The organism is Mycolicibacterium komossense, from assembly GCF_025822605.1.
In the GTDB taxonomy this organism is placed as follows: Bacteria; Actinomycetota; Actinomycetes; order Mycobacteriales; family Mycobacteriaceae; genus Mycobacterium; species Mycobacterium komossense.
On the sequence record NZ_JACKTY010000028.1, the window covers coordinates 111,742 to 138,106 of the forward strand.

22 protein-coding genes and 1 pseudogene are annotated in these 26,365 nt (G+C 63.1%); 7 read left to right on the forward strand and 16 right to left on the reverse strand.

The genetic code is table 11. From position 1 onward, the window contains the following. Positions 1 to 43: 43 nt before the first annotated feature. From H7J73_RS11530 to H7J73_RS11555, 6 genes and pseudogenes are all read right to left on the reverse strand, one after another. Positions 44 to 778, reverse strand: coding sequence for an SDR family oxidoreductase (locus tag H7J73_RS11530; protein ID WP_264067497.1), 735 nt, complete (start codon positions 776 to 778; stop codon positions 44 to 46). Positions 779 to 810: 32 nt separating this feature from the next. Next, positions 811 to 1,055, reverse strand: a pseudogene (locus tag H7J73_RS11535) (alpha/beta fold hydrolase); the annotation flags it as partial. A gap of 51 nt (positions 1,056 to 1,106) precedes the next feature. Further along, the gene (locus H7J73_RS11540; RefSeq protein WP_264067498.1) at positions 1,107 to 1,511 is read right to left on the reverse strand and encodes a DUF6841 family protein; all 405 of its coding nucleotides are present in this window, start codon (positions 1,509 to 1,511) and stop codon (positions 1,107 to 1,109) included. Positions 1,512 to 1,769: 258 nt separating this feature from the next. After that, the gene (locus H7J73_RS11545; protein WP_264067499.1) at positions 1,770 to 2,603 is read right to left on the reverse strand and encodes a bestrophin-like domain; all 834 of its coding nucleotides are present in this window, start codon (positions 2,601 to 2,603) and stop codon (positions 1,770 to 1,772) included. Positions 2,604 to 2,953: 350 nt separating this feature from the next. Continuing rightward, the gene (locus H7J73_RS11550) at positions 2,954 to 3,943 is read right to left on the reverse strand and encodes a helix-turn-helix domain-containing protein (RefSeq protein WP_264067500.1); all 990 of its coding nucleotides are present in this window, start codon (positions 3,941 to 3,943) and stop codon (positions 2,954 to 2,956) included. Beyond that, the gene (locus H7J73_RS11555) at positions 3,927 to 4,952 is read right to left on the reverse strand and encodes a helix-turn-helix domain-containing protein (RefSeq protein WP_264067501.1); all 1,026 of its coding nucleotides are present in this window, start codon (positions 4,950 to 4,952) and stop codon (positions 3,927 to 3,929) included. The genes H7J73_RS11550 and H7J73_RS11555 overlap by 17 nt, the downstream gene beginning before the upstream one ends. 235 nt (positions 4,953 to 5,187) lie before the next feature. Between H7J73_RS11555 and H7J73_RS11560 the strand changes: the two genes are divergently transcribed. The 4 genes from H7J73_RS11560 (at position 5,188) to H7J73_RS11575 (ending at position 10,257) form a co-directional block, all read left to right on the forward strand. Then, positions 5,188 to 5,991 (forward strand): alpha/beta hydrolase, encoded by an 804-nt coding sequence (locus tag H7J73_RS11560; RefSeq protein WP_264067502.1) that lies wholly within the window; start codon positions 5,188 to 5,190, stop codon positions 5,989 to 5,991. Positions 5,992 to 6,167: 176 nt separating this feature from the next. Next, the gene (mdlC, locus tag H7J73_RS11565; RefSeq protein WP_264067503.1) at positions 6,168 to 7,781 is read left to right on the forward strand and encodes a benzoylformate decarboxylase; all 1,614 of its coding nucleotides are present in this window, start codon (positions 6,168 to 6,170) and stop codon (positions 7,779 to 7,781) included. A gap of 511 nt (positions 7,782 to 8,292) precedes the next feature. Continuing rightward, positions 8,293 to 9,393, forward strand: coding sequence for a hypothetical protein (locus H7J73_RS11570; protein WP_264067504.1), 1,101 nt, complete (start codon positions 8,293 to 8,295; stop codon positions 9,391 to 9,393). A gap of 105 nt (positions 9,394 to 9,498) precedes the next feature. Then, the gene (locus tag H7J73_RS11575; RefSeq protein WP_264067505.1) at positions 9,499 to 10,257 is read left to right on the forward strand and encodes a hypothetical protein; all 759 of its coding nucleotides are present in this window, start codon (positions 9,499 to 9,501) and stop codon (positions 10,255 to 10,257) included. Positions 10,258 to 10,405: 148 nt separating this feature from the next. Here H7J73_RS11575 and H7J73_RS11580 read toward each other — a convergent pair whose 3' ends face one another. The 6 genes from H7J73_RS11580 to H7J73_RS11605 form a co-directional block, all read right to left on the reverse strand. Next, positions 10,406 to 12,976 (reverse strand): ATP-binding protein, encoded by a 2,571-nt coding sequence (locus H7J73_RS11580; protein ID WP_264067506.1) that lies wholly within the window; start codon positions 12,974 to 12,976, stop codon positions 10,406 to 10,408. Continuing rightward, complete coding sequence (locus tag H7J73_RS11585; protein ID WP_264067507.1) at positions 12,973 to 13,161, reverse strand: hypothetical protein; 189 nt, start codon at positions 13,159 to 13,161, stop codon at positions 12,973 to 12,975. Before H7J73_RS11585 ends, H7J73_RS11580 begins: the two co-directional genes overlap by 4 nt. Positions 13,162 to 13,265: 104 nt before the next feature. Continuing rightward, entirely contained in the window at positions 13,266 to 14,234 is a 969-nt protein-coding gene (locus H7J73_RS11590) for a hypothetical protein (protein WP_264067508.1), read from the reverse strand. Then, a complete protein-coding gene (locus H7J73_RS11595) occupies positions 14,221 to 15,672 on the reverse strand; it encodes a hypothetical protein (protein WP_264067509.1) in 1,452 nt (483 codons plus the stop codon). Before H7J73_RS11595 ends, H7J73_RS11590 begins: the two co-directional genes overlap by 14 nt. 76 nt (positions 15,673 to 15,748) lie before the next feature. Beyond that, positions 15,749 to 16,096 carry a helix-turn-helix domain-containing protein gene (locus tag H7J73_RS11600; protein WP_020729198.1) on the reverse strand — a complete coding sequence of 116 codons (348 nt, stop codon included), beginning with the start codon at positions 16,094 to 16,096 and terminating at the stop codon, positions 15,749 to 15,751. Then, the gene (locus H7J73_RS11605) at positions 16,093 to 17,196 is read right to left on the reverse strand and encodes a tyrosine-type recombinase/integrase (protein WP_264067510.1); all 1,104 of its coding nucleotides are present in this window, start codon (positions 17,194 to 17,196) and stop codon (positions 16,093 to 16,095) included. The genes H7J73_RS11600 and H7J73_RS11605 overlap by 4 nt, the downstream gene beginning before the upstream one ends. 894 nt (positions 17,197 to 18,090) lie before the next feature. Here H7J73_RS11605 and H7J73_RS11610 point away from each other — a divergent pair. Further along, on the forward strand, positions 18,091 to 20,421 hold the full coding sequence (locus tag H7J73_RS11610; RefSeq protein WP_264067511.1) for a GGDEF domain-containing protein: 2,331 nt from the start codon (positions 18,091 to 18,093) through the stop codon (positions 20,419 to 20,421). A gap of 48 nt (positions 20,422 to 20,469) precedes the next feature. Here H7J73_RS11610 and H7J73_RS11615 read toward each other — a convergent pair whose 3' ends face one another. The 4 genes from H7J73_RS11615 to cbiM form a co-directional block, all read right to left on the reverse strand. Then, positions 20,470 to 20,931, reverse strand: a complete 462-nt coding sequence (locus tag H7J73_RS11615; protein ID WP_264067512.1) for a Fur family transcriptional regulator — start codon at positions 20,929 to 20,931, stop codon at positions 20,470 to 20,472. A 72-nt stretch (positions 20,932 to 21,003) separates the two neighbouring features. Then, the gene (locus H7J73_RS11620; protein WP_264067513.1) at positions 21,004 to 21,816 is read right to left on the reverse strand and encodes an energy-coupling factor ABC transporter ATP-binding protein; all 813 of its coding nucleotides are present in this window, start codon (positions 21,814 to 21,816) and stop codon (positions 21,004 to 21,006) included. Continuing rightward, positions 21,794 to 22,732 carry a cobalt ECF transporter T component CbiQ gene (gene cbiQ / locus H7J73_RS11625; RefSeq protein WP_264067514.1) on the reverse strand — a complete coding sequence of 313 codons (939 nt, stop codon included), beginning with the start codon at positions 22,730 to 22,732 and terminating at the stop codon, positions 21,794 to 21,796. Before cbiQ ends, H7J73_RS11620 begins: the two co-directional genes overlap by 23 nt. After that, entirely contained in the window at positions 22,729 to 23,820 is a 1,092-nt protein-coding gene (cbiM, locus tag H7J73_RS11630) for a cobalt transporter CbiM (protein ID WP_264067515.1), read from the reverse strand. Before cbiM ends, cbiQ begins: the two co-directional genes overlap by 4 nt. Positions 23,821 to 24,057: 237 nt before the next feature. On the opposite strand from cbiM, the gene H7J73_RS11635 reads away from it, so the two are divergent. Beyond that, complete coding sequence (locus H7J73_RS11635; RefSeq protein WP_435405469.1) at positions 24,058 to 24,846, forward strand: Rv3717 family N-acetylmuramoyl-L-alanine amidase; 789 nt, start codon at positions 24,058 to 24,060, stop codon at positions 24,844 to 24,846. A gap of 65 nt (positions 24,847 to 24,911) precedes the next feature. Next, complete coding sequence (locus tag H7J73_RS11640; protein WP_264067517.1) at positions 24,912 to 26,354, forward strand: DUF2252 domain-containing protein; 1,443 nt, start codon at positions 24,912 to 24,914, stop codon at positions 26,352 to 26,354. The last annotated feature ends 11 nt before the right edge of the window (positions 26,355 to 26,365 follow it).

Consider the following 26,365-nt stretch of genomic DNA (forward strand, 5'->3'; position numbering starts at 1 on the left):
GTTGGCTTCGTTGGATGAAATCACTTGCGGTCGATCGGGTTCGTCATAGTGCGGGGATGGCGCCTCCGTCGACGGCAATCATCGTCCCGGTGATGTAGCTGGCGGCGGGGGACAGGATGAAGGTCGCTGCATGGCCTACTTCCAGGGGTGTGCCCTGGCGGCGCAGCGAGTTGGTGGGAGCGGTGTCTGCGGTGAGGGTGGCGAGTTGCTTGGCGCGGTCGGTCGCGATGTAGGCCGGCAGAAGGCCGTTGACCCGGGTGCCGGTTGGACCCAGTTCGTTGGCCAGTGTCTTGGCCAGCATGCCCAGCCCGGGTCGCAGGCCGTTGGAGACGGCCAGACCGGGGATCGGCGCGCGTACCGAGGAGGACAGGACGAAGAGGATCGAGCCGCCCGGGGCGGCGACGGCGACCGCGCGAGCGATCCGCAGGGCACCGAGGAAGATCGTCTCGAAGGCCTGACGCCAGACGGTGTCCTCGACGTCCATCGCCGCGCCGGGGTCAGGTCCACCCACGCTGATCAATGCACCGTCGAGGCGCCCGAAGTGCTCTCGGGCGGCGGTGACCAGGTGCCCGGCGGTGGTCTCGTCGGCGTTGTCACCGATGATGCCGATCGCCTTGTTGGGGCCGCCCAGGGCGTCGGCGGTGGTCTGCACCTCCGCACCCCGACCCGACAGCACGACGCGGGCCCCTTCGGCGAGCAGTGATTGGGCCACGGCCAGTCCCAGGCCCCTGCTGCCTCCGGCGACGACGTACACGCGGTCGGTGAGACCTAGATCCATGTCTCTCTCCTCAAGTTAGTCCGTGACGGGTGTCAGGTCGTGAAGAAGGCGAGCAGGTCGGCGTTGATGGTGTCTGCCTCGGTGGTGGGCATGCCGTGCGGAAAGCCGTGGTAGGTATGAGCTTGCCGTTCTGGACGAGTTCGGCTGATAGCGGTCCGGAGTCGGCGTAGGGCACGATCTGGTCGTCGTCACCGTGCATCACGAGGACCGGGACGCTGATCTTCTTGAGGTCCTCGGTGAAGTCGGTTTGGGAGAATGCGACGATGCCGTCGTAATGGAGGATTGCCGTTCGGGGATAGAGCGTGCCGCAGTGGGTGCGGGTCCGGGGTCATTGCGTGACTTCGACGCTGAGATGGGAGACGAAGCGCCACTCGCCGTCAACCTTGCGGCAGCCGTAGATGGCGTCCTGGGTGTCATGCAGTGTGCCACCGGCCAAGTGGCGCAACGATGTCTTGATGGTCGCCAGTTGGTCTCCGTAGAAGACCACCTCGCTGCTGTCGATGACGGTTTGGTCGACGCCGGTGGAGGCACCGAATTCGGTGCTGTACAAGGCGATCAGTTCTTCCGGTGTGTTGAGCACGGTGTTGATGGTCTCTGGTGCTCCGGTGTCGACGACGAAGAGGGCGGGCAGCCCCCAGAAGGATGGCACCTCGTCCAGCTGCGCGCTTTGGCAGGCGTCGCAGTAGGCGCGGTACCGGGCGCTGATTTCCTGGGCTTCGTCGTCGTGGCTCATCAGGTCGACTCCTCTTCATCACGTCGTGTCAGCATGTCGGCCCACCCGATCCGCGGATGGGTGGGTCTGCCCCAACGCTAGATCGGTGGCGATGTGTCGATCCGATCGTTTGTGCACGCTTTCAGCCGATCCGTGCACGCCTTCTGGGGGAGGAGCGTTCGAGGTTCGATTGGGGAGCCGCACCCTCTACACGTGCGGCTAGCCTGACACGGGCATATGGCTTGTGGCGCTGACGCTTCAGTCCTCGTGGTTTAGCAATCAGGGGAATACGTTTGCGGGCGGATTGTGTGACGTCATGACACCGAGGACGTCGTGCATGGTGTCACTGGAGATGTCGTAGATGCCGTCGTAGGGGTTCACCATGTCCACGACCGTGAACAGCATGCTGCTGAGTGTGGTGGCCGACAGGCCGATCATGATGATGGCGATCGAGCTGGCTGGCGCGCGCAGGCCAAAGCAGATGAAGATGATCATCAACCAGAACACCAGCACCCGAAGGAACGCCGAGGGGACCGAATTTTGAGGTCCCAGAAGCAGTGACCATCGGGCGCGGGCGAATTCCTGATACTGCTCGAAGCAATCAGCGCCCAGCTTGATCGACACGGGGTCGCTGGGTTGCAGTCGCAGGATCGCGATCTTGACGTCGTTGAGGATGTCGCTGAGAACCAGGCTGGCGCGCTCGCGGCTCATGGACCGCACCTCGGGGTAGCCGACGGCGGTCGGGCCGGATTCGGTCCGCCAGGTATTGGCGATGACCGCGGCAGTGAAGCTCTGCAGTTTCCGACGCATCGGTTCGGTCTCGGGGCCGTAGTTGCGCAGACATTGATCGAGCCGTAGCAGCTGCGCGGCGTACATCGCCCAGTGGTCAGCGGTGGTGTCCACGAAGCTCTTCGCCGCGTTGATCAGCAGACCCATCACGATGGCTGCCGTCGTGGTGAGGAAGGCGGTGATCACGCTGATGAAGTCGAGCGCCTCGTCGTGCCCGTGGCCGTGGGAGCCGAGGACGCGCGACTTCAACGCGAAGCCCACCGCAGTGCTGGCGCACAGCAGAGTCAGCGCCGTCCAGCCCCACCAGAACCTCGAGCTCTTCACCGACGCGAGGTTGCCGACCCGCCAGCTCATCGGGTCCGGGGAGCAGTGGGGTCAGGCCAATCCGTCGAGAAGGGCCGCACGGCACAGGCAGATGGCGAACGGCGAGAGCGGATCAGCCGCCGGTTGGTCACCAGATCGACGAAGTCGTCGAAGACGTTGGACATCAACGGTTCTCCTTTCGTCGGGCCGTCGCGTGGCTCGTAAGATCGCAGGGACCGGACTCCGGCGGGCGCTAATTCGGATCGGGGATCGACGTCGCCTTCACGCTAACGACCGGTCATCGCCTGCGGTGGCTCGTCTGTGCACGGTTCTGTCCGATCCGTGCACGAGCCGACGCCGAGGAGGTGTCCTCAGACCGAAGACGTGTCGCCGTCTATACCCTCGCGTCGTCCAGCCATGCGGCGCCAGTCGCGCGGGGTGATGCCGTAGACGTCGCGGAAGCGTCGGCTGAAGTGCGTCGGGTTGGAGAACCCCCAGCGTTGCGCGATCATCGCGATGGAGCGGTGCCGGCTCTCGCGGCCCGCGAGTTCTTCTCGGGCTCCCTCCATCCGGAGGGCAGTTATCCATTCGTGCAGGCTGAAGTTGGCGTCGGCGCAGACCTTATAGAGGTGTCGGACCGAGATATGGTGCGCCGCAGCGATCTTGCCTGGTGTCAGGTCGGGGTCGGTGAGGTGCTTGCGGACGTAGGCGCGGATCTGGGTGAGCAACGTGGCAGCCAGGGCATCGCGACGATGGCGCGTATCCCCGGCGGCCGAAGTCAGCAAAGCTCTGGCCAGCTCGACGCTCACGTTGGCCAGTCCCACTGCTGCGGCGGGATCGTCGCTCAACGCGTCCGCGTTGCGAGTCATCCCCAGAATGTGGTCGACCACCAAATCATGAATCGGGCTGGCGCGCACGCGTGTGCTGGCATCCCGGATGAGGTCGACAGGTAGTCCCAAATCGTGGAGCGAGACGAACAGGCACGTGCACGCGCCGAACCCCGACCAGGTGTACTCATAGGGCGAGTTGTCGTCATGGACGAGAAGCGACCCGGTTTCCAGGATCCGCTGCTGCCCCTGCTGGTCGAATGCGGACTCACCGATCTGTTGCACTGCGAGTGAGAGCGTCGATGACGGATGGCTGCGCGTGCGTTTGGCGGTGCGTACCAGTTGCTGCCCCGACATGCCCGATCGAAAGATGCTGGTGGAGCCGAAGGCCCACACCTCCATACGGGCTCGGGTGAATGCGCTGGGATCCTCGGGGGGAACGTAGGACGCCACGAAAGACTCGCCCATGGCGGTGATTACCGCGTCGGCGCGATCGGACTCCGGGAGGAGTTCGGTGTCAAGGACTACCACCACGTGAACCCCTCACTCCTGCACCAGGCATGTCGCCTCCTACCAATGAGTACTGCTCGCCGTGTCCGGCCATGCGGCGCCAGTCGCGCGGGGTGATGCCATACGCGTCGCGGAAGCGCCGGCTGAAGTGCGTCGGATTGGAGTACCCCCAGCGCTGCGCGATCATCGCGATGGACCGATGTTGGCTGGTCGTCCCCGCGAGTTCGTCGTGGGCACCCTGCAGGCGATGGGCGGTGATCCATGCGTGCAGGCTGAAGTCCGCGGCGGCGCACATCTTGTACAGATGGCGTACCGAGATGTGGTGCGCGGCGGCGATCGCCTCGGGCGTGAGGTCGGGATCGGACAGGTGCAGGCGGATGTAGGCGCGGATTTGGGTCAATAAGGTGGTCGCAAAGGCCTCGCGTCGGTCGCGCGCGTCGTGGGCGGCTGACGCGACCAGGGCTCGCACCAATTCGACGCTGGCGGTACCGACTCCGGCAGCGGCGGGGTCGGAGGCGAGCGCCACGGCGTTGCGACCCAGTCCGGCGATGTGGTCGACTACCAGCTGGTATAGCGGGCTCAGGTGCAGTCGGGTGCATGCCTCGCGGATGACGTCGTGCGACATTCCGAGGTCGTCGAGGGGGACGTATAGGCACAACGAGATGCCGTGACCGGTCCAACCGAACTCGTAGGGCGTGTTCTTGTCGTAGACGATGAGTTGCCCGGTGCTGAGCACGTGCTGTTCCTCGTCGCGGCTGAAGGCGCATTCACCGTTGCCCTGCACGGCGATCGCGAGCATAGGCGACGGGCTGCTCCGCGCCTGTTTGGCAGTGCGGCCCACCCGGATGCCCCGCATGGCCGATTGGCACAGCGAGGTGGTGCCGAAGGTCCACTCGTCCATGCGGGCCGAAACGGCGTCGCCGTTGCCCTGCGGTCCGATGTAGGACGAGAGGAATGAATCGTGCATCGCCGACGTCACCGCGTCGGCGCGTTCGGCCCGAGGCAGGCCGTCCGTGTCGAGCAGTACCGCCATCGAGCGCTCCCTCTCCGTCTCTGGTCAACTCCTGCACCCATGACCTCTTAGCAATGTAGGACGTTAGGACCGGTCGGGGCGCGGTCGAGGAATTGTCCACAGCATTCTGTGCGCAAGTCGTCGCAAGTCGTGCACTACGGCGCACACCCTTGCGCGCCGACCGGCTTATGTTCACGGAGCGGCAGCGGGCCGACGCCAGCGGGGCCCAGGCCGCATCCACGGCAGGAGGACGGGTATGTCGGCTCAGGCCCCGCCCACGCCGGTGGTGTTCATCCACGGGTTGTGGATGCATTCCACCAGCTGGCGGGATTGGGTTGCGCTGTTCGAAGCCGCTGGCCATCCATCGATGGCCCCGGGGTGGCCCGGTGAGGCCGCCACCGTGCTGGAGACGCGCCGCCACCCCGAGGCGATGAACGGCTACCGGATCGGTGCCATCACCGAGCACTACCAGGCCATCATCGCCGAGCTGCCCGCAACGCCGGTAGTGATCGGCCACTGCGCTGGCGGGTTGATTGCCCAACGCCTGCTCGGGCGGGGCTTCGCGCGTGCCGCCGTCGCCATAGAACCAGCCCCATTCCGGGGAGTGCCTCGGCTGGCTTTCACGCAGATCCGCACCGCCGCAATGACGCTCGGGTGTTGGAGGCTTCGGACGAACAGCTGGTCGCACACCGCGCAGAGCTACCACCGCGGCATCGCCAACGCTGTGCCGCGCGATGAATCCGACCGGCTCTTTCACGCCTTCAGCATCCCCGCACCCACCTCGGCGCTGCGGCAGGCGATGCTGGCCAACCTCGCCATCCACCGAGACGCCACCGTGGACACCCGCAGCGATCGTGGGCCACTAATGATGATCGCCGGCAGCAACGACCGTACGGTGTCTGCGGCGACGGTGTATTCGGCCTATAAAGTGCAACGCCGCAATGGCGGGGTCACCCAACTCGCCATCTTCGACCGACGCGGTCACTCCCTGCCCACCGACCATGGGTGGCGCGAAGTCGCCGACGCCATCGTGGAATTCCTCGGTCACCACGGGGTCTGATGTCCACCGCACACCGTGCCCGCCGGGGTTCACAAGGGCGACCGCCGACGTGTGCACGGAAACGCGCAAACCGTGCACCCACGAGCGCATTCACGCCCGCCGACCACATTAGCGTCACCGAGGAACTGGACGTGGCGGGGCAGGAGCCAGTGGATCCTCAAGCGAAAGGCCGACCGATGTCTGACCACAAATCCGTTCACGAGGTGACCTACGATCTGCTACGCGCCCTTGGGCTGACGACGGTGTTTGGCAATCCAGGTTCCACCGAGCAGACGTTCTTGAAGGACTTCCCCGAGGACTTCACCTACGTGTTGGGTCTGCAGGAGGCCTCGGTGATGGCCATGGCCGATGGCTTCGCCCAGTCCACCGGCAAGCCCGCCCTGGTCAACGTCCACACCGCCGCCGGCACCGGAAACGCGATGGGCAGCCTGATCGCCGCCTTCAAGGGCAACACCCCGCTCATCGTCACCGCCGGTCAACAGACCCGCGAAATGGTGCTGTGTGAACCGTATCTGAGCAATCCCGACGAAACGGTCCTCCCGCAGCCATGGGTCAAGTGGGCCTATGAGCCCAAGCGGGCCCAGGACGTCCCGGCAGCGTTCATGCGCGCCTATACCGTTGCGCTGCAACCCCCGGCCGGGCCGGTGTATCTGTCGATCCCGCTGGACGACTGGGAGAAGCCGGCGTTGGGACCCGCGGTGATCCGCACCTTTAGCGAGCGGTTCAGCCCGGACCCGACGCGGCTGCGCGCGTTCGCCCAGCGCATCGACGCCGCCCAGCGTCCGGTGTTGGTGTTCGGGCCGGAGGTGGATCGCAGTGGTGCCTGGGCTGCCGGGGTGGCCTTCGCGGAGAAAGTTGGTGCCGCCGTCTACAGCAGCGCGCTGCCCGACCGGGCGTCATTCCCCGAAGATCACCGGTTGTTCCAGGGGCAGTTGCCGATGACGGTCGGCGGTGTCAGCGACACCCTGCGAGGTCACGACCTGGTGGTGGTGATCGGAGCGCAGGTCTTCCGGTACTACCCCTGGGTCGCCGGGGAGTATCTCCCCGAGGGCACCGAGTTGCTCCAGATCACTTCCGATCCGCGGCTGGCCGCTACGGCGCCCGTAGGTGACAGCCTGATCGGGGATGCGCTGCTGACCCTGGAGCAGCTCGTCGAGCTGATCGATGACCACACCGATCGGAATGTCCCGGTCGCGCACAGGCCGACTGACGATGTCGATCTGACGGGTTCCGCGCCGCTGTCGGCGGACGCGGTGTGGGCGACGTTGCGCGACGTGAAGCCCGCCGATTCACCACTGGTCACTGAGTCGACGTCGACGTTGGCCCAACAGATGCGGTTTCTGCCGACGACGCGTCCGGCGTCGTTCTTCGCCACCGCCAGCGGTGGCATCGGCTGGGGGGTGCCCGGTGCCGTCGGAATCGCACTGGGCGATCGCGCCCGTGGGGTCAAGCGCACCGTGGTGGCCACCATCGGTGACGGATCGTTCCAATACTCGGTGCAGGCCATTTGGACTGCCGCCCAGCATCACCTGCCGATCATCTTCGTGGTGATGCGTAACGGCGAATACTCCATCCTCAAGTCGTTCGCCGTGTTGGAGCAGACGCCCGGGGTACCCGGCCTGGATCTGCCCGGCCTCGACATCGGTTCCTTGGCAAGGGGTTTCGGCTGCCACACGGTCGATGTCGATGACACCGAGGCACTGGCCCGCGAGTTCACCGCTGCCTTGGACGCAGACGGCCCGACCGTGATCGTGGTGCCCACCAAACCCCAACCCATACACCTGGGTTGAGCGACCTAGGGCTCGGCCAGACACAGCGCAACGGGGTTGCACCAACCAAGTCTGGCCGTTCAGAAGCGGCCCGTAGCTCCACACAATTCGACATTTGCCACGCGACGGCGTTCTGACCCAGACGTCCCCGGCCCGCGGCGCCTGCACATCGACCCGCATATCGAACCCATGAGCTGTTTGCTGACTGCCTGATAGGGCCTGCAGTGGACCGCGCAGAGCATCACGGCCTTGCTCCGCCTGCCGCCGCGAAGTTAGGGACCGGTCCACCCAGATAGCCGCACCATCGGACGGCTGCGAGGTCGACGTCGGCCAAGACCTCCGCAACCCCCCTTCCCGCAGGCCCGAGCGATCGATGGACGGAACCTGGCGCGGTGACGGATGACGTACGCGCGGGCAGATGTGTCGTGTGCGTGTTGTGGCACGGGATCGCACGCGGAAATTGAGTTGACCCATGAAGCGACCGCGAGGAGCATGACCAAGGTCGTTATGAACGTAGGAAGGTGGTATGTGCGTGGCCGCCACATATGCGATTCGCGACGATGTGATCTGGCCGAGGAGTCTGGTCCTGCCCCCTCGACCACCGGCGCTCGTCTATCTCGACATGCTGGGGTGGATCAACATGGCCGAGGTAGATGCAGGTAATACGGCGCCTGCTGGCTACGCGCGTGTCCTGGAAGCCTGCCGCCGGGCGAGAAGCGAAGGTAGAGCATTGTTCCCGCTGTCGTCCACGGCAGCGATCGAGCTCTACAACATCGCCGATGTCAGTCGTCGCCGTGCCCGTGTCGCGGTGATGGAACAGCTGTCGGGATTCTCCTATCTCCTTGGGCGGCCGCAACTCCAAAGGCTTGAGGTCGAGTCCGCATTCGGCGAGCTTCCTGGAGTATCCATCCCGTCCCGCAGTCCGATCGGCCTCATCGGCCCGAGCCTGCAGTGGGCGTTCGGCATGCGGGGAGGCCTGATTACCAACGCGCCGGATGCGGACGCGATCGCCAGGCAGATGTGCCGAGGGATGGGTATCGATCCCGGTGACGACGCGTGTGCAAGTTTGGAGCGGTGGGCCGAGCGTGCGCTCCTCACCGGCCCCGACGACCATGAGGATCCCCAGTTGCAGGCTGCAGGGTATTCCCTCGCCGGTTGGCGCAACATCTTGACGAAGCGCGCCGATCAGGAACAAGAACTTGTAACACTGCTCAATGCCGATCCAGCGTCGCGGCAAGGAAATCTGCGGGATGTGGTCGGCGCGCGCGAAATGAGCATCGAGCTTCTCGACGTAATCAACACGGCGATCGCCGGGACCTCGGCAAGTGCCTTCGATAAGATCGATCGCACCCAAATCCGCGATATCAGCGACCGCATGCCGTCCACGCGTGTGGCAGTGTCGCTGAAGACGATTTACCACAAGAACGCCAAGCACGTGTGGACCCCAAACGACATCCACGACATCGACGCGCTATCGGTCGCGGTGCCCTACTGCGACATCGTGTTTACCGATAAGGCTGTGCGGGACAAGGTGATCAGCTGTCGGGAACTGTCAGTTTTCAAGACCGAGATGCCGCGTAAACCTGACGACTTGGCCGACCTTATCGATGCCCTTCCTTTGGCGGAGCAGTGACCTTCGGAGATGACGCGCTGACACGATGGCGCCCTCATGTATCCCGTAGAGATGTGTCGAGGAGTTCGTAGAGGGGGATAGCGGATAATGCCTTCGATCCCACCGATGGTCGTCAAACTCCACGACGAGCAAGGCCGCACTTCTGACTTGGTTTTGCCGGGGCCGAGGGGCATCCGGTTCGTCGTCGGCAAGCCGGGGCGCCATTCAGCGGTGTGGCGGATGTGGGGCGGCAAAACCGTTGCGGACGTGTACATCGCCGTGAAGGACATCGTCGAGTACCAGAAGTGGAGCTTGCATCCGAAGGGCAAATGGCGGCACGCCTGGGTCAAATCCGCTGAGGCGTCGGCGAGAGCCATGGAACTAGGTCACCAAGGCGACCGGGCGATCCAGGAGTGGGATCCGCCCGACGAGATCGGCGGCACCGGATTGCGGCGCGGACTTGAGATCCGTGTGCGTCATCAAGACCTAGTCGAAGTCGCCGAGCCCAAAGAGTTGAATCCGGAAACAATCTGGCTTCCCACTCCGCCCGAGGGCCACGAGGTGCGTATTTGCGTGTTCGTTGCCCGCGCGCTTCGGCCTGGCATGATCGACGTGCCAGGGTTCACACCGTTCGCCGGTATGAGAGTCCCCAACGGCATTGCCGCGGTGCTGATCTGCGAGACTCGTCCCGTTGAGCCGCAACACGGCGCCGACCTCGAGCGGGCGGTCAGCCACATTCTCGCGACCGTGCGAGAGAAGGGGACTGACCTCAGCTCCCCCGATGTGCGGTTAATCATCGGATTCGACCACGACCTGACGGGCGGCAAGATCGTCTACGACGTCGCACAACCGCGCGCGGCTTCCGCGTCTAGTCGCGCACCATAGCTTCTACATTCGCCCACTCCGAGTTTCGGCGACTCCTCGATAGTCGTGGTCGGTTCCTCGGGAAGAAGCTGTTTGGGTAATGATGTGCATCGGTGCGGCACTGAAGCCGCTGGGCCTGCCGGCCTCGCTGAAGCGGAGACCCAGGCGCTCACTGGGCATCGGCCGGAGTGCTCACTTTGTGCCGTCGCTTGATATCCCTCAGCATGTCGTGGCAGATCTTCAGATCGGCAGGCTGAGGTGGACTTGTGTCGTGGTCGGAATCGTTGAGAATACGAGCAAGAGTCGTCCACTGTCCCGGCTCGTTGGGGGCCTTGGCGTGGCCGGTGACCAACGGGCGAAGTTCTCTTAAGTTCTTATTGTCGTAGTCGGGGAGCGAGGCATCCACATCGCCTGCGGCAGCCCGCGCCGCTACCAGAATGTGTTTTGCGAGCCTCTCCGTTGCAATCCGGAGACTGTTTCCCGCAGCCCTTCGATTCTCTATCAGTGGTGAACTCATTTGACTGGAGGCGTCGAGCATGAGGCGCTCAAAGTCATCGCCTGTGCGGATGATGCGCGTGCCAACTCGTGGATCAAGGAGATTGGCGCAAAATTCGTTGATGCGCAGATGCTGATGAAGAGTTTGAAGCGTTCGGGCAAGCTCTGCGTCATGTGTTGCCACGATCACTTGGCGGCCATCCTCGAGCAGTTTTGCGACGACAGAGCCTGCGAAGGTATAGCGATGCTCCCGGTCGGAGCCCGGTACTGGGTCATCAAGGAAAATGGCAGGGCAGTCCAGCAACTGGCATCGGGCCAAGAAGGCTGCCAAGCCCAAGGCGTTGACCTGGCTGTTACTGAGGACGGCGAGCGCGTTGCGGATCACTCCACTGCCAGCCGGTTCGGGCACTAGCGACGCCGTCAAGTCGAGGTAGCGGTTTCCCGAACCGCGCCGGGAAATGCGATCGAACACGGTTAGTTCGTTGGGGCGCATCAGTGACCACCAGGTCCGAATCTCGTCGGCCATCAGCTCGAGCTTTTGGTCGAGGACCTTCTTAATGGCGCTGACAATGACGCGTTGCGCCGCCTTCAAACGAGTGGTGCAGCCATCTGCGTTCCTTTGTCGAACGATGGCCTGCCACACCAATTCGGTATTGCTGGAAAGCTCAATCAGCGCCATCCAGCCGTCGGTCGCACTCAGCGCCGAGAGTCTGGGCTCCACGTCCTCGATGCAGATATCTGATGCCGCAAGGGATCTTTCGACTGCCGATGCGTGCTTCTCCAGGCATTGACGCATGACGAGGTCGCGCTGTACTAGCTCGGTGATGTCTGGGTCCGCGACGTCGAGTAGCTGTTCAAGTCGATCGACGATTCGCCCGAGGACGGGCTGTACTGCCTCGATTGCATCGTTGAGGTCGTTGGCCGCAGTCTTGAGTGAAATCGCTGCCGCCACAGCAATATCGAAGTCCTCGGTGCTATCACCCAGTTGGAGGATCGTTCCGCTGTATGCACTGCGTTGCTCAACGGTCCACGATGCAGCGGTCGGCGTTGTCTGTGCTGACCAGTCTCTGATCCTCTTCAGATCAGCGGCGAGACTGAGGACTGTGGTGCGAAGCGCGGATCCAGATTGCGTAAGGCCTTGTTGGTCGGCCACCTGCCGCCGGATGGCGGCAAGTCGCTCAGCGGTCAAGGCATCAGATGTCTGACACAGCGGACAGTCAATGGGTCCGTCACCGTCATGTTGCACGACCACATCGACACTGAGCGCGGCCGTGAGAAGCGGCAGCACGTCGGAGACGGATCGCTCTAGGGTGCCTGCAAGTGTGTTGTAGTCGGATAATCGCGCTGTTAGCGCTACGTCGTCGGGGACTTGCTCATGCTTTTCAGATCTTGTGACCTCAATGTGTATACCTGGCTGAGTATTTCGACTTGGCCGTAGTTGGCGAACGGGCACCACGCTGTTCTGCCGCGAAGCAAGCTCGCGCTGGACTCGGTCAATTGCCGTGACGAGCGGTTGCTCATCTGGTACGTCTTCCGGTGGGGGCGGCATGATCGTGTTCAGCACTGTCAGCATGGAAGTCGCGAGTTGCTGTTCGCTCGTCACCTGCGAAGCTGTCAGCATTTGCGACAACGCTGGGACTGAGGCAAGCGAGTCAAACTTCTGGACTAATGACTCCCGCGGTCGTGCCTCCCTTTCGGTGACGAGGGAGGCGATTTCGGTGCGCACTAAGTCCAGGTCAGCGACTTCGAGCATTGCTTTGAAGTAGTCGCTTCGATCGCCCGGCTTGGCAGAAACCGCATAGCGCAGTGCATGTTCAAGCAGCACCGGGGCAGCTAGAGGAGGATCTGATAGGTGAAGACCGACGTCGGTCACCGACTCGGTCGTTACCCCGTTCACCGTCAACGTGCTTTCGCAGTCGGTAGCTCCGCGGTAATCGACGTTGAGTTCTCGGCGGATGATCGCCTCAGTCCCATTTGCGTCGAGCAATCCCACTTCTACGTAGACCTGAGCCGCCGGACCGATATGCGCGTTTCGCAAGGCCCCTTCGAATTCACCCGGGCTGCCGCCGGCGAGTTGACGCCGCGAGATTGTGCCGGTGTGAAGAAATTCAAATGCCTCGGCCAGGCTCGTTTTTCCTTGGCTGTTGTCTGCGTGGATGACCGTCAACCCAGCGCTTAGCTCAACCCGCTGCGGCTCGACACCGTATGACCGAAACCCACAGACTTCGATGTACGAGATCGTCAAGAGCGTGCCTTACCCGTGGAGTTTTCCCGCTCGTCGGGCCCGTCCCAACCGCTGGCAATCTTTCGAAGGTTCGCTTGAGCTTCCGGCAGAGAAGCGGCTGAAAACGCTGCCACCAATTGGGCTGCGTCCGAGTCCTTTTCGAGCAACTGAGCGAGCTTGTCCAGGTTAGGTATGAGGTCATTCATCGAATTCTCCATCTTGATTCGGCGCCGTCTGCAAGCGCTTCGCTAGCCAACCGGCCCACCGCCACTTGGCCCGGGAACACGCAGTGGTAGCCGTGTAGCGATCCTCACGTTTGCGCGCCTGGGGACTTCTGAGGTGTTGAGCCAGCCGGGTTTTCGCTGTCGTCGTGGTCGTGGTGCAGGCGGTCGCATAGCCCGAGACCGGGGCCCGTCAAGTACCCCTCAAGATCAGCGTCTTTAAAGTGTTCTGCCCACGACGTGTACGTTGGCTCCGACCGCCAGTTGCAGGCACCGCAGACCGTGGACTCGTAAAACCCTTCGCGAGAGTCATCTTTTACGATGTCCTCCTCCAATTTGTAAGATTCGCACCTCGGGCACCGCTCAGGTTCTCCATCTTCGTGTCGGCGGATCAATTTGCCGAGACTCCCAAGAACATGCGCTGTAGCTTCGAGCACGAGATCTGCGTCGTATTCGTTTGCGTTACTGTTGTGTTGGAGCCACACGGTTAGGTCCCAAGTCTTCTCGGCGAGCGCCTTCATGTAAGACCGCATGCGTCCTTCGGTGAGGCGGTCGGCGAAGATATTCGCCCAGCCTTTGAAGTCCGCGGCCTTCGGCCGTTCGGCGATTTCACCAACCCATTCTGAGTCAGCGTGTTCTTTGGCCACTGCGATAAGTGCGTCTCGGCATTTGATGCCGACTGCCTGGTAGTCCTCGGCTTCCGTCGCCTCGTTCATAGCCTGAAGTGCCTGACGATAACGACGCCAAGACGTCGGAACGTGTTCTTCGTCCTCGTCCGCAAGTTCCGATCGGCTACGTTCAGCCATCATTACGCCAAGTCCGATATGAAATGTCAATGCGTGTTCGGCCTTTGGGAAATCCGTCTGTAGGTAGAGGTTGGTCGGGTCGGTGACCACCCACCATCGCGTCGATGCGCCATGGACGTCGTAGATTTCGTGGGTACGACCAAGGACACGTTGCGACCCAATCTTCTGGACCAACCCGGCTTGGTCGTCATCGGGTGACTGGGTATTGACGTAGTCCCGGATGTAACGCTCTTCACTCTCAGTTAGATCCATCAGTCCGTTCACTCCTTGACGGTGCCGCGTTTCGCGAACTTGCGTAGTTTGCCCAGGTCGTCCCGGCCAGATCCGCGTGTTTCTGGGTGACTTGATCGCTGTAGCCGAGCATTTCGGCGACCAGGGGAGCGGGGATTTCGGAGACGAGAGTTTGGAGGGCGGTGTTGCGCGCACCTTGCAGGTTTATGCCGACTCCCCGTAGTCGCATCATGACGGCCTGCGGATCAATGTGCCGACCGGGTCGGCTACTCGGGAAGAGCCACGGTGTGCCTACTGCTCCGCCGGTGGTACGCAGGTTGGGGCGATGGCGAAGGTGGTAGTTCAGTTGGGAGGCGAATGGCTCGGGGACGGGGATGGGGTCCTTACCGAGCGCGATCCGGGTCTCTCCATCGGCTTGAGATATCGCAGTGGACTGCAGGGCCGCGATCTTGGTCAGCGGCTGGGCGTAGAGGAGTAGCAGGACGCCGGCAACCCGGTAGGGAAGGCTCTCGGAGTCGCCAGTGAGCAGTTCCTTGAGCCATGCCAGGCGTTGGTCTTGGGTGATCGTCGGACTGGTTTTCGCGTCTCGGAAACCGATCTGGACCGCGACGTTGATCTTGCTCTTCTTCGCCCAGATGAAGAAGGTCCGGATCAGATGGCGGGTAGTCGGACCAGAGGCGAGGTACTCGTCGACATCTTGTTGTGTGCAGTCAGCGACGGTGCACTGGTGTGTCTGTTCGAGCCAGGTGAGGAACTTTACGGTCTCGGTGATCTCTTGCTTCGCCGAACGTTTTGGGCCGTCGGATGATTGGCCGGGTCTAGATTCGCTGCGCAGGCGTCGGAGATGGTGCCAGGTCGCGAATTGCTCGACCGGAGTGCGAACCGTCGGGGAGTCGATCGCGTCGATTTTGGCGGCCAGCCAGACTTCGAAGCGCGCCAGGTGTTCGTCGCGTTGTGGGAGCAGTCCGTGGTGTTGCAGGAGGCTGCGCAGGTGATCGATATGGCGGCCGGAACCTGCCGCAGTAAGGCCGTCGTGGGTCAGTGATATTGCGCCGGAGTTGATTCCGCCAAGTAGCTCCAGCACTTGTTGATTGCGCTTCCAGGTCAGAATGCTCTCGGGTCGCTCCACTGCGCAGAGTACTTCGATGAGTGCTTGCATGGCGGACAAGTCGGCGGGATCGTGCAGCAGAATCTTGCACAGGTCCTCGCGCAGGGCGCAGCGGGCGCACCGGCCGCGGCGGTAGATCTCGCCTTCGCCATGGCAGGTCCTGCAGGTGAAGTCGCCCGGAATGCCGGCGCACGTCAGGCAGACCGGGCGCGAGTCGGTGTCGTCAGTTCGGCCAGGAAGGACGCCGTCGTGTCCACAGTTGGGACAAATGCCGTGGGTGCGCATCGCGGTGTAGAAGCAGCTGTGGCAGAGCTGATCTCCAGGCCAGTAGACCCGCAGCTTGTTGGCCATTCGGTGGCATCGGCTGCATTCGAGGGCGCCGGTAGTGACGCGTGGTCGACCGCGGGTAGTGGATCGCGGTGTGGGGTTAATCGTTGCCATCGGTGATGACTCGTGCTCGTCGGGGTCGGATGGACTTGTTGAGTTCGACGACGTTGGGTGGTGCAGTTGTGCCCGAGGCGGTCTTCTTCTTGCGAGCGTCGGTGGCCGTGACGGTGACGAGATCTTCGACGCCGCAACCGAGGATGTCGCACAGTGCTGCCATCAACTGCAGGGCTACGCGTTCGGGACGTTGGTGCACGATGCGGTAGACCTGTGGCCGGGACAGCTGTATTCCGCGTTCAGCGAGGCGGGGGATGAGGTCGGTGCTGTTGTGCATGCCGTGCGCGGCCATCAGCTCGGCGAGGCGCCAGGTGTAGTCGACGTCGCGTTTCACGATGTCTCTTCGCCGAAGGAGAGAGCATCTTTGATGGTCTGGTCCAGGACGCGGCGCAGAGTACGGGTGCGGAAGTCACTTGAGACGCCCGTGTAGAGCGAGGTGGTGCTCGCGTACTCGTGGCCGGCCTGGTCCTGCACGAACTTGGCGTCCCAACCGTCTTCGATGAGGTGGGTAATGTAAGAACGCCGAAACGAGTGCAGATCCAGGCCAGCGGAGAGCTCGAGGTCGTTGCAGTACCGCCGAAATCTGCGCAGCAGCGTCCGTTCGGCAACCAGAGCGCCGCGCTCACTGGGGAACAGGTCGATGCCGTCGTCGAGGTAGGGCTGACCGTGAGTGAGCCAGTCACTGATGATGTCAGGCGTCCAGTCGAACACCGTCAGAACGGTCCTCCGCTTGGGTGGGGAGCCTTTCTTGGCCTTGCCGTAGCGGACCTTCACTACGCCGTAGCGGCCGAACTCCGGTGCGTGTGGGTTGCGGGAGAAGTCGACGGTCTGAAGGTGCCGCAGCTCGTTGAAGCGCACTCCGTAGGAGTAGGCGACCTTGAACATCACCGCATCGCGGTAGGCCGGTAACCAGCCCTTCTTCTTCGAGTTGGCGATCAGCGTGACCTGATCGTCGGCGTGGTCGAAGAAGTCCTGCAGCTCCCGTTTGGTGAAGGGCCGCTTCTCAGGGTCTTGTTCGTTGTCCTGGACGTGGGTGGCGGTGTTCCAGGCGAAGAACACCTGTGCCGGGTGCGTGCCGAATCGTTGCTCGCAGACTCGGTCCCAGCCGTAGTCGGGATCAGCGATGTAGGAGCAGAACAACCGTAGGCCGTTCTGATAGCCGCGGATCGTGGATTGGCGGCGGCCCTTGATGCCACGCAGATCGGCGAAGAATTCCTCGACGATGGCCGGTGTCCACGACCAAGGGAACTCGTTGGTGTGCGCGATGAACCGGCGAACCAGGCCGATACGGCCGTCGATGGTGTCGTGGTCGAGGTTGCGGCACAGTTGCTGGTTGCGCCAGCCGTCCAACATTTCCTCGACCGTTTGGACCTCAGGATGCAGCAGCGGAACGGAACCAACCAGGAACACGCGACCGCTCTTATCGACGGGCAATTCGGCCTCCCGGACGTCTCATCTGATGCATCATTGAATCATCTACTGAATCATTACCACATCGGGCCTGGTAGGTCCATCGTGAAACGAACGTTGATAGGCGCGTGTCGCGACAACTGCACCGGAAGGAGGTGGCGAGAACCTGGCGCAATCCACTGAACCTGTTGGCGTCAAGGCGCTTTGGCAACTCGACCCAACACTGCGGGTGAGGGGCCGCTCAAAGCGTTCCTGATTCATCAGATGAAAACGGCGTACATGAGTTGACATAATGTAGCTTATCGGCAATAAACTAATGCGAGTTGCATGAGGTGCAAGGACTCGCACCTCTGCGTGATGACAACGTCGGCGCAGCTGACACGCTTGACCCCTCCCGTTCTATCCAACGGCACCCCGTGTCATCTGTTGACCATTGCTCCAGCTCGACGAAGATTTCAATCACTTAATGAACGATTTCATTGTTAGGTGACGAGATGTCGATGGCAGTTCACTCAAGCTCACCAGCTAGACGAGGTGGGGCCGAAATTCGTGACGACGGTGGGGCCAAATCACTTGACGAAACGCAGCAGGCGGTAGTTTTCGGATGTGGGTACAGCGCCGGCTTTGTTCAGTGTCCACGGTGGCTATGTTCCTGTGGTGGTAACAGCGCTGGATTCCAATCCTGATGTGACAGGTTGTGCGTCACAGCCGTTTCGGCTGGGCTGACTTGACGGCCGCCATACTCGGGACTTCTTTGCCCGCAGGAACGGCCGCGGTCAGCCCCGCCGTGGATGACGCAAGGGGGGGCGTGACGAGTTCCGAGTTTGTTGCCGGCATTGAGTCGAGTGCGGCCTACTCCCCCCTCGATGCGGCTCGCTGTGCTTGCGTGGGCATGTCGGCGATGGCACCGATGCGATGTTGAGCCGTTTGCGACGAGCCTGGGCGCCGGTACTGGGTTCGATTCGTTTCGACGGTCCGCTAGAGGCCGAGTACCGGGTCTATTTCGACCGGATAGGGCGCAGCGCGCGATCAGAGATGTGGCTGATCATGCTGGTGGTCATCACGATCGTGCTGATCTGCAACCGGGTGCTTCTGGATGTGCCGCCCGACGTGTTGCCGCTCGGTCGCTTCCTGGTCATCGGTGTGCTGGTTCCGATGGTGTTGCGCTGGTTCAGTGGCGATCGCAGTCCGCTGCGCAGGTGGTCTTCGGCGTTGTTCATCGCCTCGGTTTACATCGATATCGGCGCAATGATGGCGCTGCGAGTCGCGTGCCTGGACAACGGTATCGACATCGTTCCGCTGGTTATGCCTATCGCGGTGCTCATGAGCCTGATCGTCGTGCAGATCCGGTTTGTGGTCCTGGCCCCAGCGATCCTGTTGGGATTGGTCGGCTTGGTCGGTGTCGAGTTACTGGTGCTAGATACCGATAGCAACGGGCTGTTCGACATCGCGGCCGCTGCCGCGATGGTCACGGTCGCTCTGCCCGCCGCCTATGACCTCGAACGCTGGACCCGCCTCGGCTGGCTGCGCCAGCGCGAGCTGGATCTTTTGACGAAGACAGATCCGCTCACCGGCCTGGCGAATCGGCGACATTTCAATGAGATCTTGCGGACCACGGTCGAATCCACTCGGCAGCGCGACGGCGCCTTCGCACTCATGATTCTGGATGTCGATTACTTCAAGACCTACAACGATAAGTACGGTCACCCGGCCGGGGATGGGTGCCTGGCCGTGGTCGCCGAGCATCTCACGATGGCAACTGGAACCGACGGGTTCGTTGCGCGCCTCGGCGGCGAGGAGTTCGCCGTCTTGTGGTTCGATGGCGCAACGGCCGCCACGCGCGGAGAGCAATTGCGCCATGGCCTGGCGAATATCACGCTGGAACCGCTGCCTGGTGTCCCAACCACGATCACTGCATCTGCAGGACTTGCATGTATGGCGCCCGGCGACTCCGATATCGACAGCGTTGTCAGTGATTTGTTCGCGCGGGCGGACACCGCGCTGTATGAGGCCAAACGTGCCGGACGTGACTCGTTGATCGTGTTCGCCGGACAGGAACTTCGCGGTTCCCGCGATCGATACGATGACCCGACCGAACGTCAGCCTTCCACTGCGGGCGAGTTTGAGCTGCCGCGCTCGCTGCGCTTTGCGCCTGGTCCCGAATCGAAGTTCCAGGCGGTGTTCGCCGCCGAGGGACGCAGTGCACGCCGGCTCATCATGATCGGTCTGCTCGTCGTGATTGCGCTGCTGCTCATGTTTCAGACTCCGCTATTGAAGATTCCCCCTGAAGCCGACCGACTCGGCCGGCTCACACTCATCTTCGGGCTGACCCCGGGTGCACTGCTGGCCTTGGTGGGCAACACCTGGACCCGCCTGAATCGTTGGTCGCCACAGCTCTACATCGCCGGGGTGGCAGTCATTCTGTCTGCCCAGATGGCCGAACGAGTGGTACAGCTGCCCAAAGGCTACGACGTCGTGCCGCTGATCATGCCGCTGTCAGTTTTGTTGAGCCTGACCGTAGTCCAGATCCCTTTCACCATGCTGGCACCCGCTGCGCTGGCGGGACTGACTGGAATAGTGGCCGTCGAACTCACGGCTTTCCCGATCACCGGTAATCGGCTGCTCGCCGTCAGCGCCTGCATCGTGATGGTGTCGGTGACACTGCGCTTCGCGTACAAACTCGAGCGCTCCCGACGGATCAGTTGGCTCGTCGATCAACGGTTGGACAGACTCGCCCGAGAAGACCCGTTGACCGGACTGCTCAACCGCAGACAATTCGATCAGTCGTTAAACGATCTGCTCCGGTCGGCCGTTCAGGCTGATAGGCAAGTCGCGTTCGCGATTCTTGATATCGACTCATTCAAGGATTACAACGACGGATTGGGGCACCTCGCCGGCGATGAGTGCCTGCGCGTCGTGGGCCAGTACCTCACCGAGATGGCGGCCGCGGTCGGCGGGATCGCAGCACGGCTTGGCGGTGAAGAGTTCGCGATCGTCTGGATCGATACCAGCGGTGACGGTAGCGAACGAGCCGAACAGATCCGGCAGGGTGTCCCGCAGCTGGGAATACGACCGGCGCCGGGAAGTCGCGCGGTGACTGTGTCAGCGGGAATCGTCGTCACACCCGCGCATCGGGATCCGGTCGAGTTGGCGGACGTGCTCCACCGGCAAGCAGACGCCGCCCTTTATGCCGCCAAAGATGCCGGCCGAGATCTCGCCGTCATCACTCACCTTCAGCCATCTGAGTAGGTCAAATCCGCACGCGCGGCTGCAGGGGTGCACTGTTGCCGGTACTGCTCATCCACTCGCCTGCAACTGGCAACGCGGGCAGAGGCCGTGCAGGGTGAGACCCGCCGTGGCGGACAGTGCAAATCTGCTGCCATCACTGGCATGCGCCAAGGCTTGGGAGAGTTGTTCGGCGGGAACCTCAATGACCTCGCCGCAGGAAGTGCACACCGCGTGGTGGTGAGCGTTAGCGGTCAGACCGTAGGTCGTGCGCTCGTGGACGGTGAGTGCGTGTAGCGCCCCGACGTCGACCAGGGTGGCCAGAGTTCGATAGACGGTGGTGAGATCTACGGGGTCGCCGCGCTCCTCGAGTAGTGCCACGATCTCCTGCGCGTTGAGGTGGCCTGCTTCCGGCACCGCGAACAACACCGACGTCACGGCCAGCCGGGGCGCTGTGCACCGCAGACCGTGACGGCGCAGGATCGACCGCGCCTGCTCGACGCTGTGATCCGTAGCCGCGCTCCCTTTCGTCATGTTCGCAGTATGCCCCCTCTCCTAATATCTGCGCATAAATGCGGATAAGCGGTCACCGGGGAGCACGCACACTCACCCGCCTGAGCGGCCGCGAGTCTGGCCTGCCAGCCGCGTTCTTTCGTGGATCAGATTGGCCTCGAGCAGTAGCATCCGGTCGTCCAGAACGTCTTTCGGCGATCCGTCCGTCAAGATTGTGTGATCCTCGCCGAAGACGATGCAGCGGTCGGCAAGGCGGTCGAGGCTGTCGAGGTCGTGGGTCGCCAGCACGATGGTCTTGCCTGCCGTGGCGAGTTCTTCGATCAACCCGGTCAGCCACTCGGAGGTCCGTGGGTCGAGCGCTGCGGTCGGCTCGTCGAAGAGCAACACCTCGGGGTTCATCGTGAGCACCGTTCCGATGGCAACCCGTTTCTTCTGGCCCCCGGAGAGCTGGAACGGCGCCCGATCGACCAGGTCTTCGATCCCCAGCAGACGAAGAACGTCATCCACGCGGCCAGCTGTCTCAGCGCGATCCAGGCCGAGCTGCAGCGGCCCGAAGGCGAGTTCGTCGCGCACGGTCGGCGAGAAGACCTGGGCGTCGCTGTTCTGGAAGACGAAACCGATCCGGGATCGAAAGCCCATGTTCATCTGTTCGTCCTCGAGGGTGTCCTCGGTGACGGGTTCGCCGAACGCGGTGTAGCCGCCGCTGTCCGGGAACACCAGGCCGTCGAGGACTTTGAGAAGCGTCGACTTTCCGCATCCGTTCGCACCCAACAGTGCGACCTTCTCCCCTGCCGCAACCGTCAACGACACGCCCGCGAGCGCTTCGAACTTCCCGAGGTAGCGGTAGACGAGGTCGGTGCACGCGAGGATCGGCCCCGAGTTTTCAGCCGACAAGGAAGCGCTCACCGATCAACAGCGCGGCGCCAAACGCGGCAACGCCGGCGGCGAACAGCAGTTCCGCTCGGGCAGGTCTCGATTGGGTGAGAACCCTTACGTCACCACGATAACCACGCGAGACCATCGCCTGATGCACCTCTTCGGAGAGCGCCAACGACTTTCCGATCAACGCACCGGCGGAAGCGAAGACGAATTTGCGGGCGGCTCCGTCGTGCTTCTCTGCGCCGACCGTGCGCGCCTTGCGGGCCTCGTACATGTCCGTCACCGTACCGAGCAGCAAGAACAGGTATCGGTACGCCATCCCGATGATCAGCACGAACATGCGTGGCACTCCCAGCGCGCGCAAGGACGCCAGCAGCCGGGTCCACGGAGTCGTGAGCGTCAGGAGAATCACCAGGCTGATGGACGACGCGACGCGACAGATGACCAGTAGCGCGGACACCAGTCCCTGCTGGGTGATTCCTTGCGGCTGGCCGTTCCAGTGCCACAGAGTCAGTATCACGTCACCTCGGGTGACGATGCTCAGAGTAGCTGGTATCAGGACGAATCCGGTGAAGATGGGGACGAAGAGCCAGACCCGTTTGACGAAGAACCCGAGTGGCAGCGCGCTGCTCGCGGCGAGCACCAAGGTGCTTGCGTAGAGCACCAGGAGCGCAGGTATGGAGTGCAGCAAGGCTCCGACGACCAGCAACCCGAACAGCGAGACCAGCTTGACCCGCGGGTCGATCCGTTGCAGCAGCCCGCTCTGCTCCGACGTGTCGTCGCTGAACATCACCTGCCGCAGCAGATCAGCACCGCCGGTGAGGGTCTTCTCGACGTAGGAACCCTTGCGGCGCTTGCCGATACATCCGCACGGGCACAGAGCAACCTCGCGGTTGAGCAGCCAGTCCGGTGCGGACGCATCGGTAGATGCCACCGCCGTCATGCAGAGGTCTCCGCCGGCGTATCGACGTCGCTCTGGTCACCTGTTCTGCGCCCCGTGACCGCCTGCACTGCGCGCACGATGAGGTACACCGCGGCGCCGACAACGACGATTCCCACGAGCGCAGACACCAGGTAACCAATGCTCGGGTGCGAGCCGTCGGAGAAGCCGTAGTCGCCGAGCAGCGTGTGGTGCCAGAACCCGGCGTACTTCGCCAGCCCGGCGGGGATGGCCTTCAAGCCAAACTTTCCGAGGTCGAGGTCTTCTGGAGCAGCTTCACCAAACGCTCCCCCGGGCGCCAGCAGACCCAACGGTGTGAGTATCACCAAGACCGCCATCGCGCTCGCCGCTACCACGATGGGTCGCACCTTGGGCCGCGGTGCCGGATCTCCATCGGCGTCGACCGGAACTCCCGGGTTATTCACTTGGAGCAGAGGCACATTGGCCCGCTGCAGGTAGGCGACGACGCCGCCGGTGATCAACGCTTCGACGACACCGGCAACCACCATGTGTGCCAACAACATCGCCGGAACCGACTGCGAAAGATGGTAGGGCGAATACAGCGGAGTCCCCGATGCGTCATGAAAGAAGATGGGCTGGATGCCGAGTTCGATGCCGCAGCACAGCGCGGCCGTAGTGAGCCCGACGTAGCCACCGACGGCGGCGGCCACAACGCGCCGCCCCGAGGTCAGCGTGCTTCCACGGGAGACGAGGCGGTAGACGCCGTAGGCCACGAACGGCAACACGACGGCCATATTGAACACGTTGACGCCGTAGCTGAGCACCCCACCGTCCCCGAACAGCAGGGCCTGGAAGGCCAACGCGACGGCGACGGCGATCATCGCGGCCCACGGTCCCAGTAGGACGGCTACCAGCGCCCCACCCACGGCATGTGCGGTGGTGCCGTCCGGGATCGGCACGTTGAACATCATCGTCAGGAAGCAGACCGCCGACAGCATCGCCAGCGTAGGCACCTGCCGAGTTTTGACCACCTTCTTCACCCGCACGGAAGCAACGGCAAGCAGCGGGACCGCGACGGCCAAGCCGACCGCGCACGTCGCAGGAGACAGATAGCCGTCCGGAATGTGCATCCCGTCCATCTCCTCGGTACGTACTACTTGCCAATGACTTGCAGGACGCTACGCCCCAACAGCACCCATGCGTCCCGGGCGCCAACATTCACAGCAGACTGGCAGTCGCCGCGGTGGTCTCCGACGACACGAGCATCGAATCACGCACCGGTATCAATACGCATGCGATCGGGTTTCGATGACCGCTGCCTCACATGTCGTTGACCGGACCCAAGGTTGGGTGGCTACCTTTCCGCCATGCAAGACGACCAATCGCGCGGGTGCCGAGGCGACCGCCCCACTCGGCGCACCGTACTCAGGTACGCAGCCAGCGCACCAGTGTTGTTGACCCTGAATACGATCCCCTTACTCAACACTCCGGCAGCCAGGGCCACGTCGAGCCTCGCAGGCAAGATCGTCTTCCTCGATCCCGGGCACAACGGCGCCAACGATGCCTCCATCAACCGACAGGTGCCCACCGGTCGCGGTGGGACCAAGGAATGCCAAACCACCGGCACCACAACCGATGGCGGGTACCCCGAACACTCCTTCAACTGGGACACCGTGCTACGCATCCGGGCCGAACTCAGTCAACTCGGAGTACGCACCGCCATGTCGCGCGGTGACGACGATGCGCTGGGGCCCTGCGTCGACCAGCGCGCCGAAATGGCCAACGCCCTTCGCCCGGACGCGATCGTCAGTATCCACGCCGACGGCGGACCGACGGATGGGCGCGGGTTTCACGTCAACTACTCCAACCCGCCGCTCAACGACGCACAGTCCGGGCCTGCGCCGAGATTCGCCACCGTCATGCGCGACCAGTTGGTCTCCGCCGGAATGCAACCCTCCACCTACCGCGGCACCGACGGCCTCTACGGACGCGCCGACCTGGCCGGCCTCAACCTCGCCCAGTACCCGTCGATTCTCATCGAGATGGGCAACATGAAGAACACCGAGGATGCCGCCGTCTTGAGCTCCGTCGACGGCAGGAGGAGTTATGCGGCTGCCGTCACCCGGGGAATCGCGACGTACTTGGCGTCGACCTGACCCGCGCCTGCTCAGTTGGTGTTAGCGGGTATCACCGGGCCTGTTTCGTGAGAAGGTAGGCCGGGATGGACAACTCATCGAAAAGCGCCGGTGGCGCCAAGGCGGCCGCCGGCCACACCGTGCTCGCGGAGGTCGACGGTGGGTCCTACCGCTCGTTGCGGCAGCGACCCGTGACGAGAGCAGAACGTTATGCGCTGGGCAAAAGGCTCCGAGAGAAGGTGCCGCGCAGTTCATTAGCCGAGTGGACACCTCCAGGAGACCGGCCAGACCCGGTAGCCCTGATCAATCTCAGTCACCAGGGCAGAGTCCACCGGCTCATCCCGATCCGGGTTGGCCGAATGATCGCCTCCCCCTACGGCTTTCTTCGCGGCACCGCCGTGGTGATGGCCGAGGATGTCGCGCACCTGCCCTCCACCGGGATCACGCCCGTGGTGTGCGGCGATTCCCACCTGGGCAATTTCGGCTTTTACGCGTCACCGGAACGCGATCTGGTCATCGACCTCAACGACTTCGACGAGGCGCACCCGGGCGGTTGGGAATGGGACCTGCGGCGACTGGTGGCCAGTATCTGGGTGGCGGGCCGAGAGAACGGAGCGTCGGAACAGCACTGTGAGGACGCAGTGCTGTCCTGCGTGGCGGCCTACCGCCACGAGTTGCGCAGGTTGGCCGACCTGCCACTGTTCACCCGCGCCTTCGTCCGGCTGGACGTCGACCGGCTGGCTGCCGAGACGGCCGGCCCGCTGCAGGCGGAGGTGGCCCGTTCCGCGGAGCGGGCGCGCTCCCGGACCGGTGACCGGGCGTTGCCGCGCTTCACCCATGAAGTCGACGGCGTCCGGAAGATCATCGCGGAACCGCCGCTGATCACGCGGCTGCCCGAACGCGAGGCGGAGCTGCTGGCGCAGGCCCTGGACGATTATCTGGAAACTCTGTCCCCGTATTGGCGTCGGGTACTCGGCGGCTACACGCTGCTCGATGTCGCGCACAAGGTCGTCGGGGTCGGTAGCGTCGGACTGCGCGCCTACGTCGCGCTCCTCGAGGGCTCCTCGCCCGAAGACGTGGTGTTCCTACAGCTCAAGCAGGCCCGCCGATCGGTGCTGGCACGCTATGTGCACGGCGAGTCGGCGTGGCATGCGCATCAAGGCCAACGAGTTGTGGAGTACCAGCAGTCGCTGCAGACGGTCAGTGATCCGCTGCTGGGGTGGACCACGATGGCCGGCCGGCAGTACTACGTGCGACAGTTCCGAAATATGAAGGGCCGCATCCCACTTGATGCCATCGACGCCTCCACTCTCGAGGATTACGCCGCCGTCGTGGGGCAGCTGCTGGCCAAAGGACATGCCCGAACCAGCGGTGCCTCGATGATCGCCGGATACATGGGACATTCCGATCGCGTGGACAAGGCATTGGCTGTGTTCGCGCGGCGGTATGCCGACCAGACCGAAGCCGACCATGCCGCACTCGTGGCAGCCGTCGAGCGCGGATTGCTGCCGGTGGAACGCGGGATCTGACGGAGTCTGGT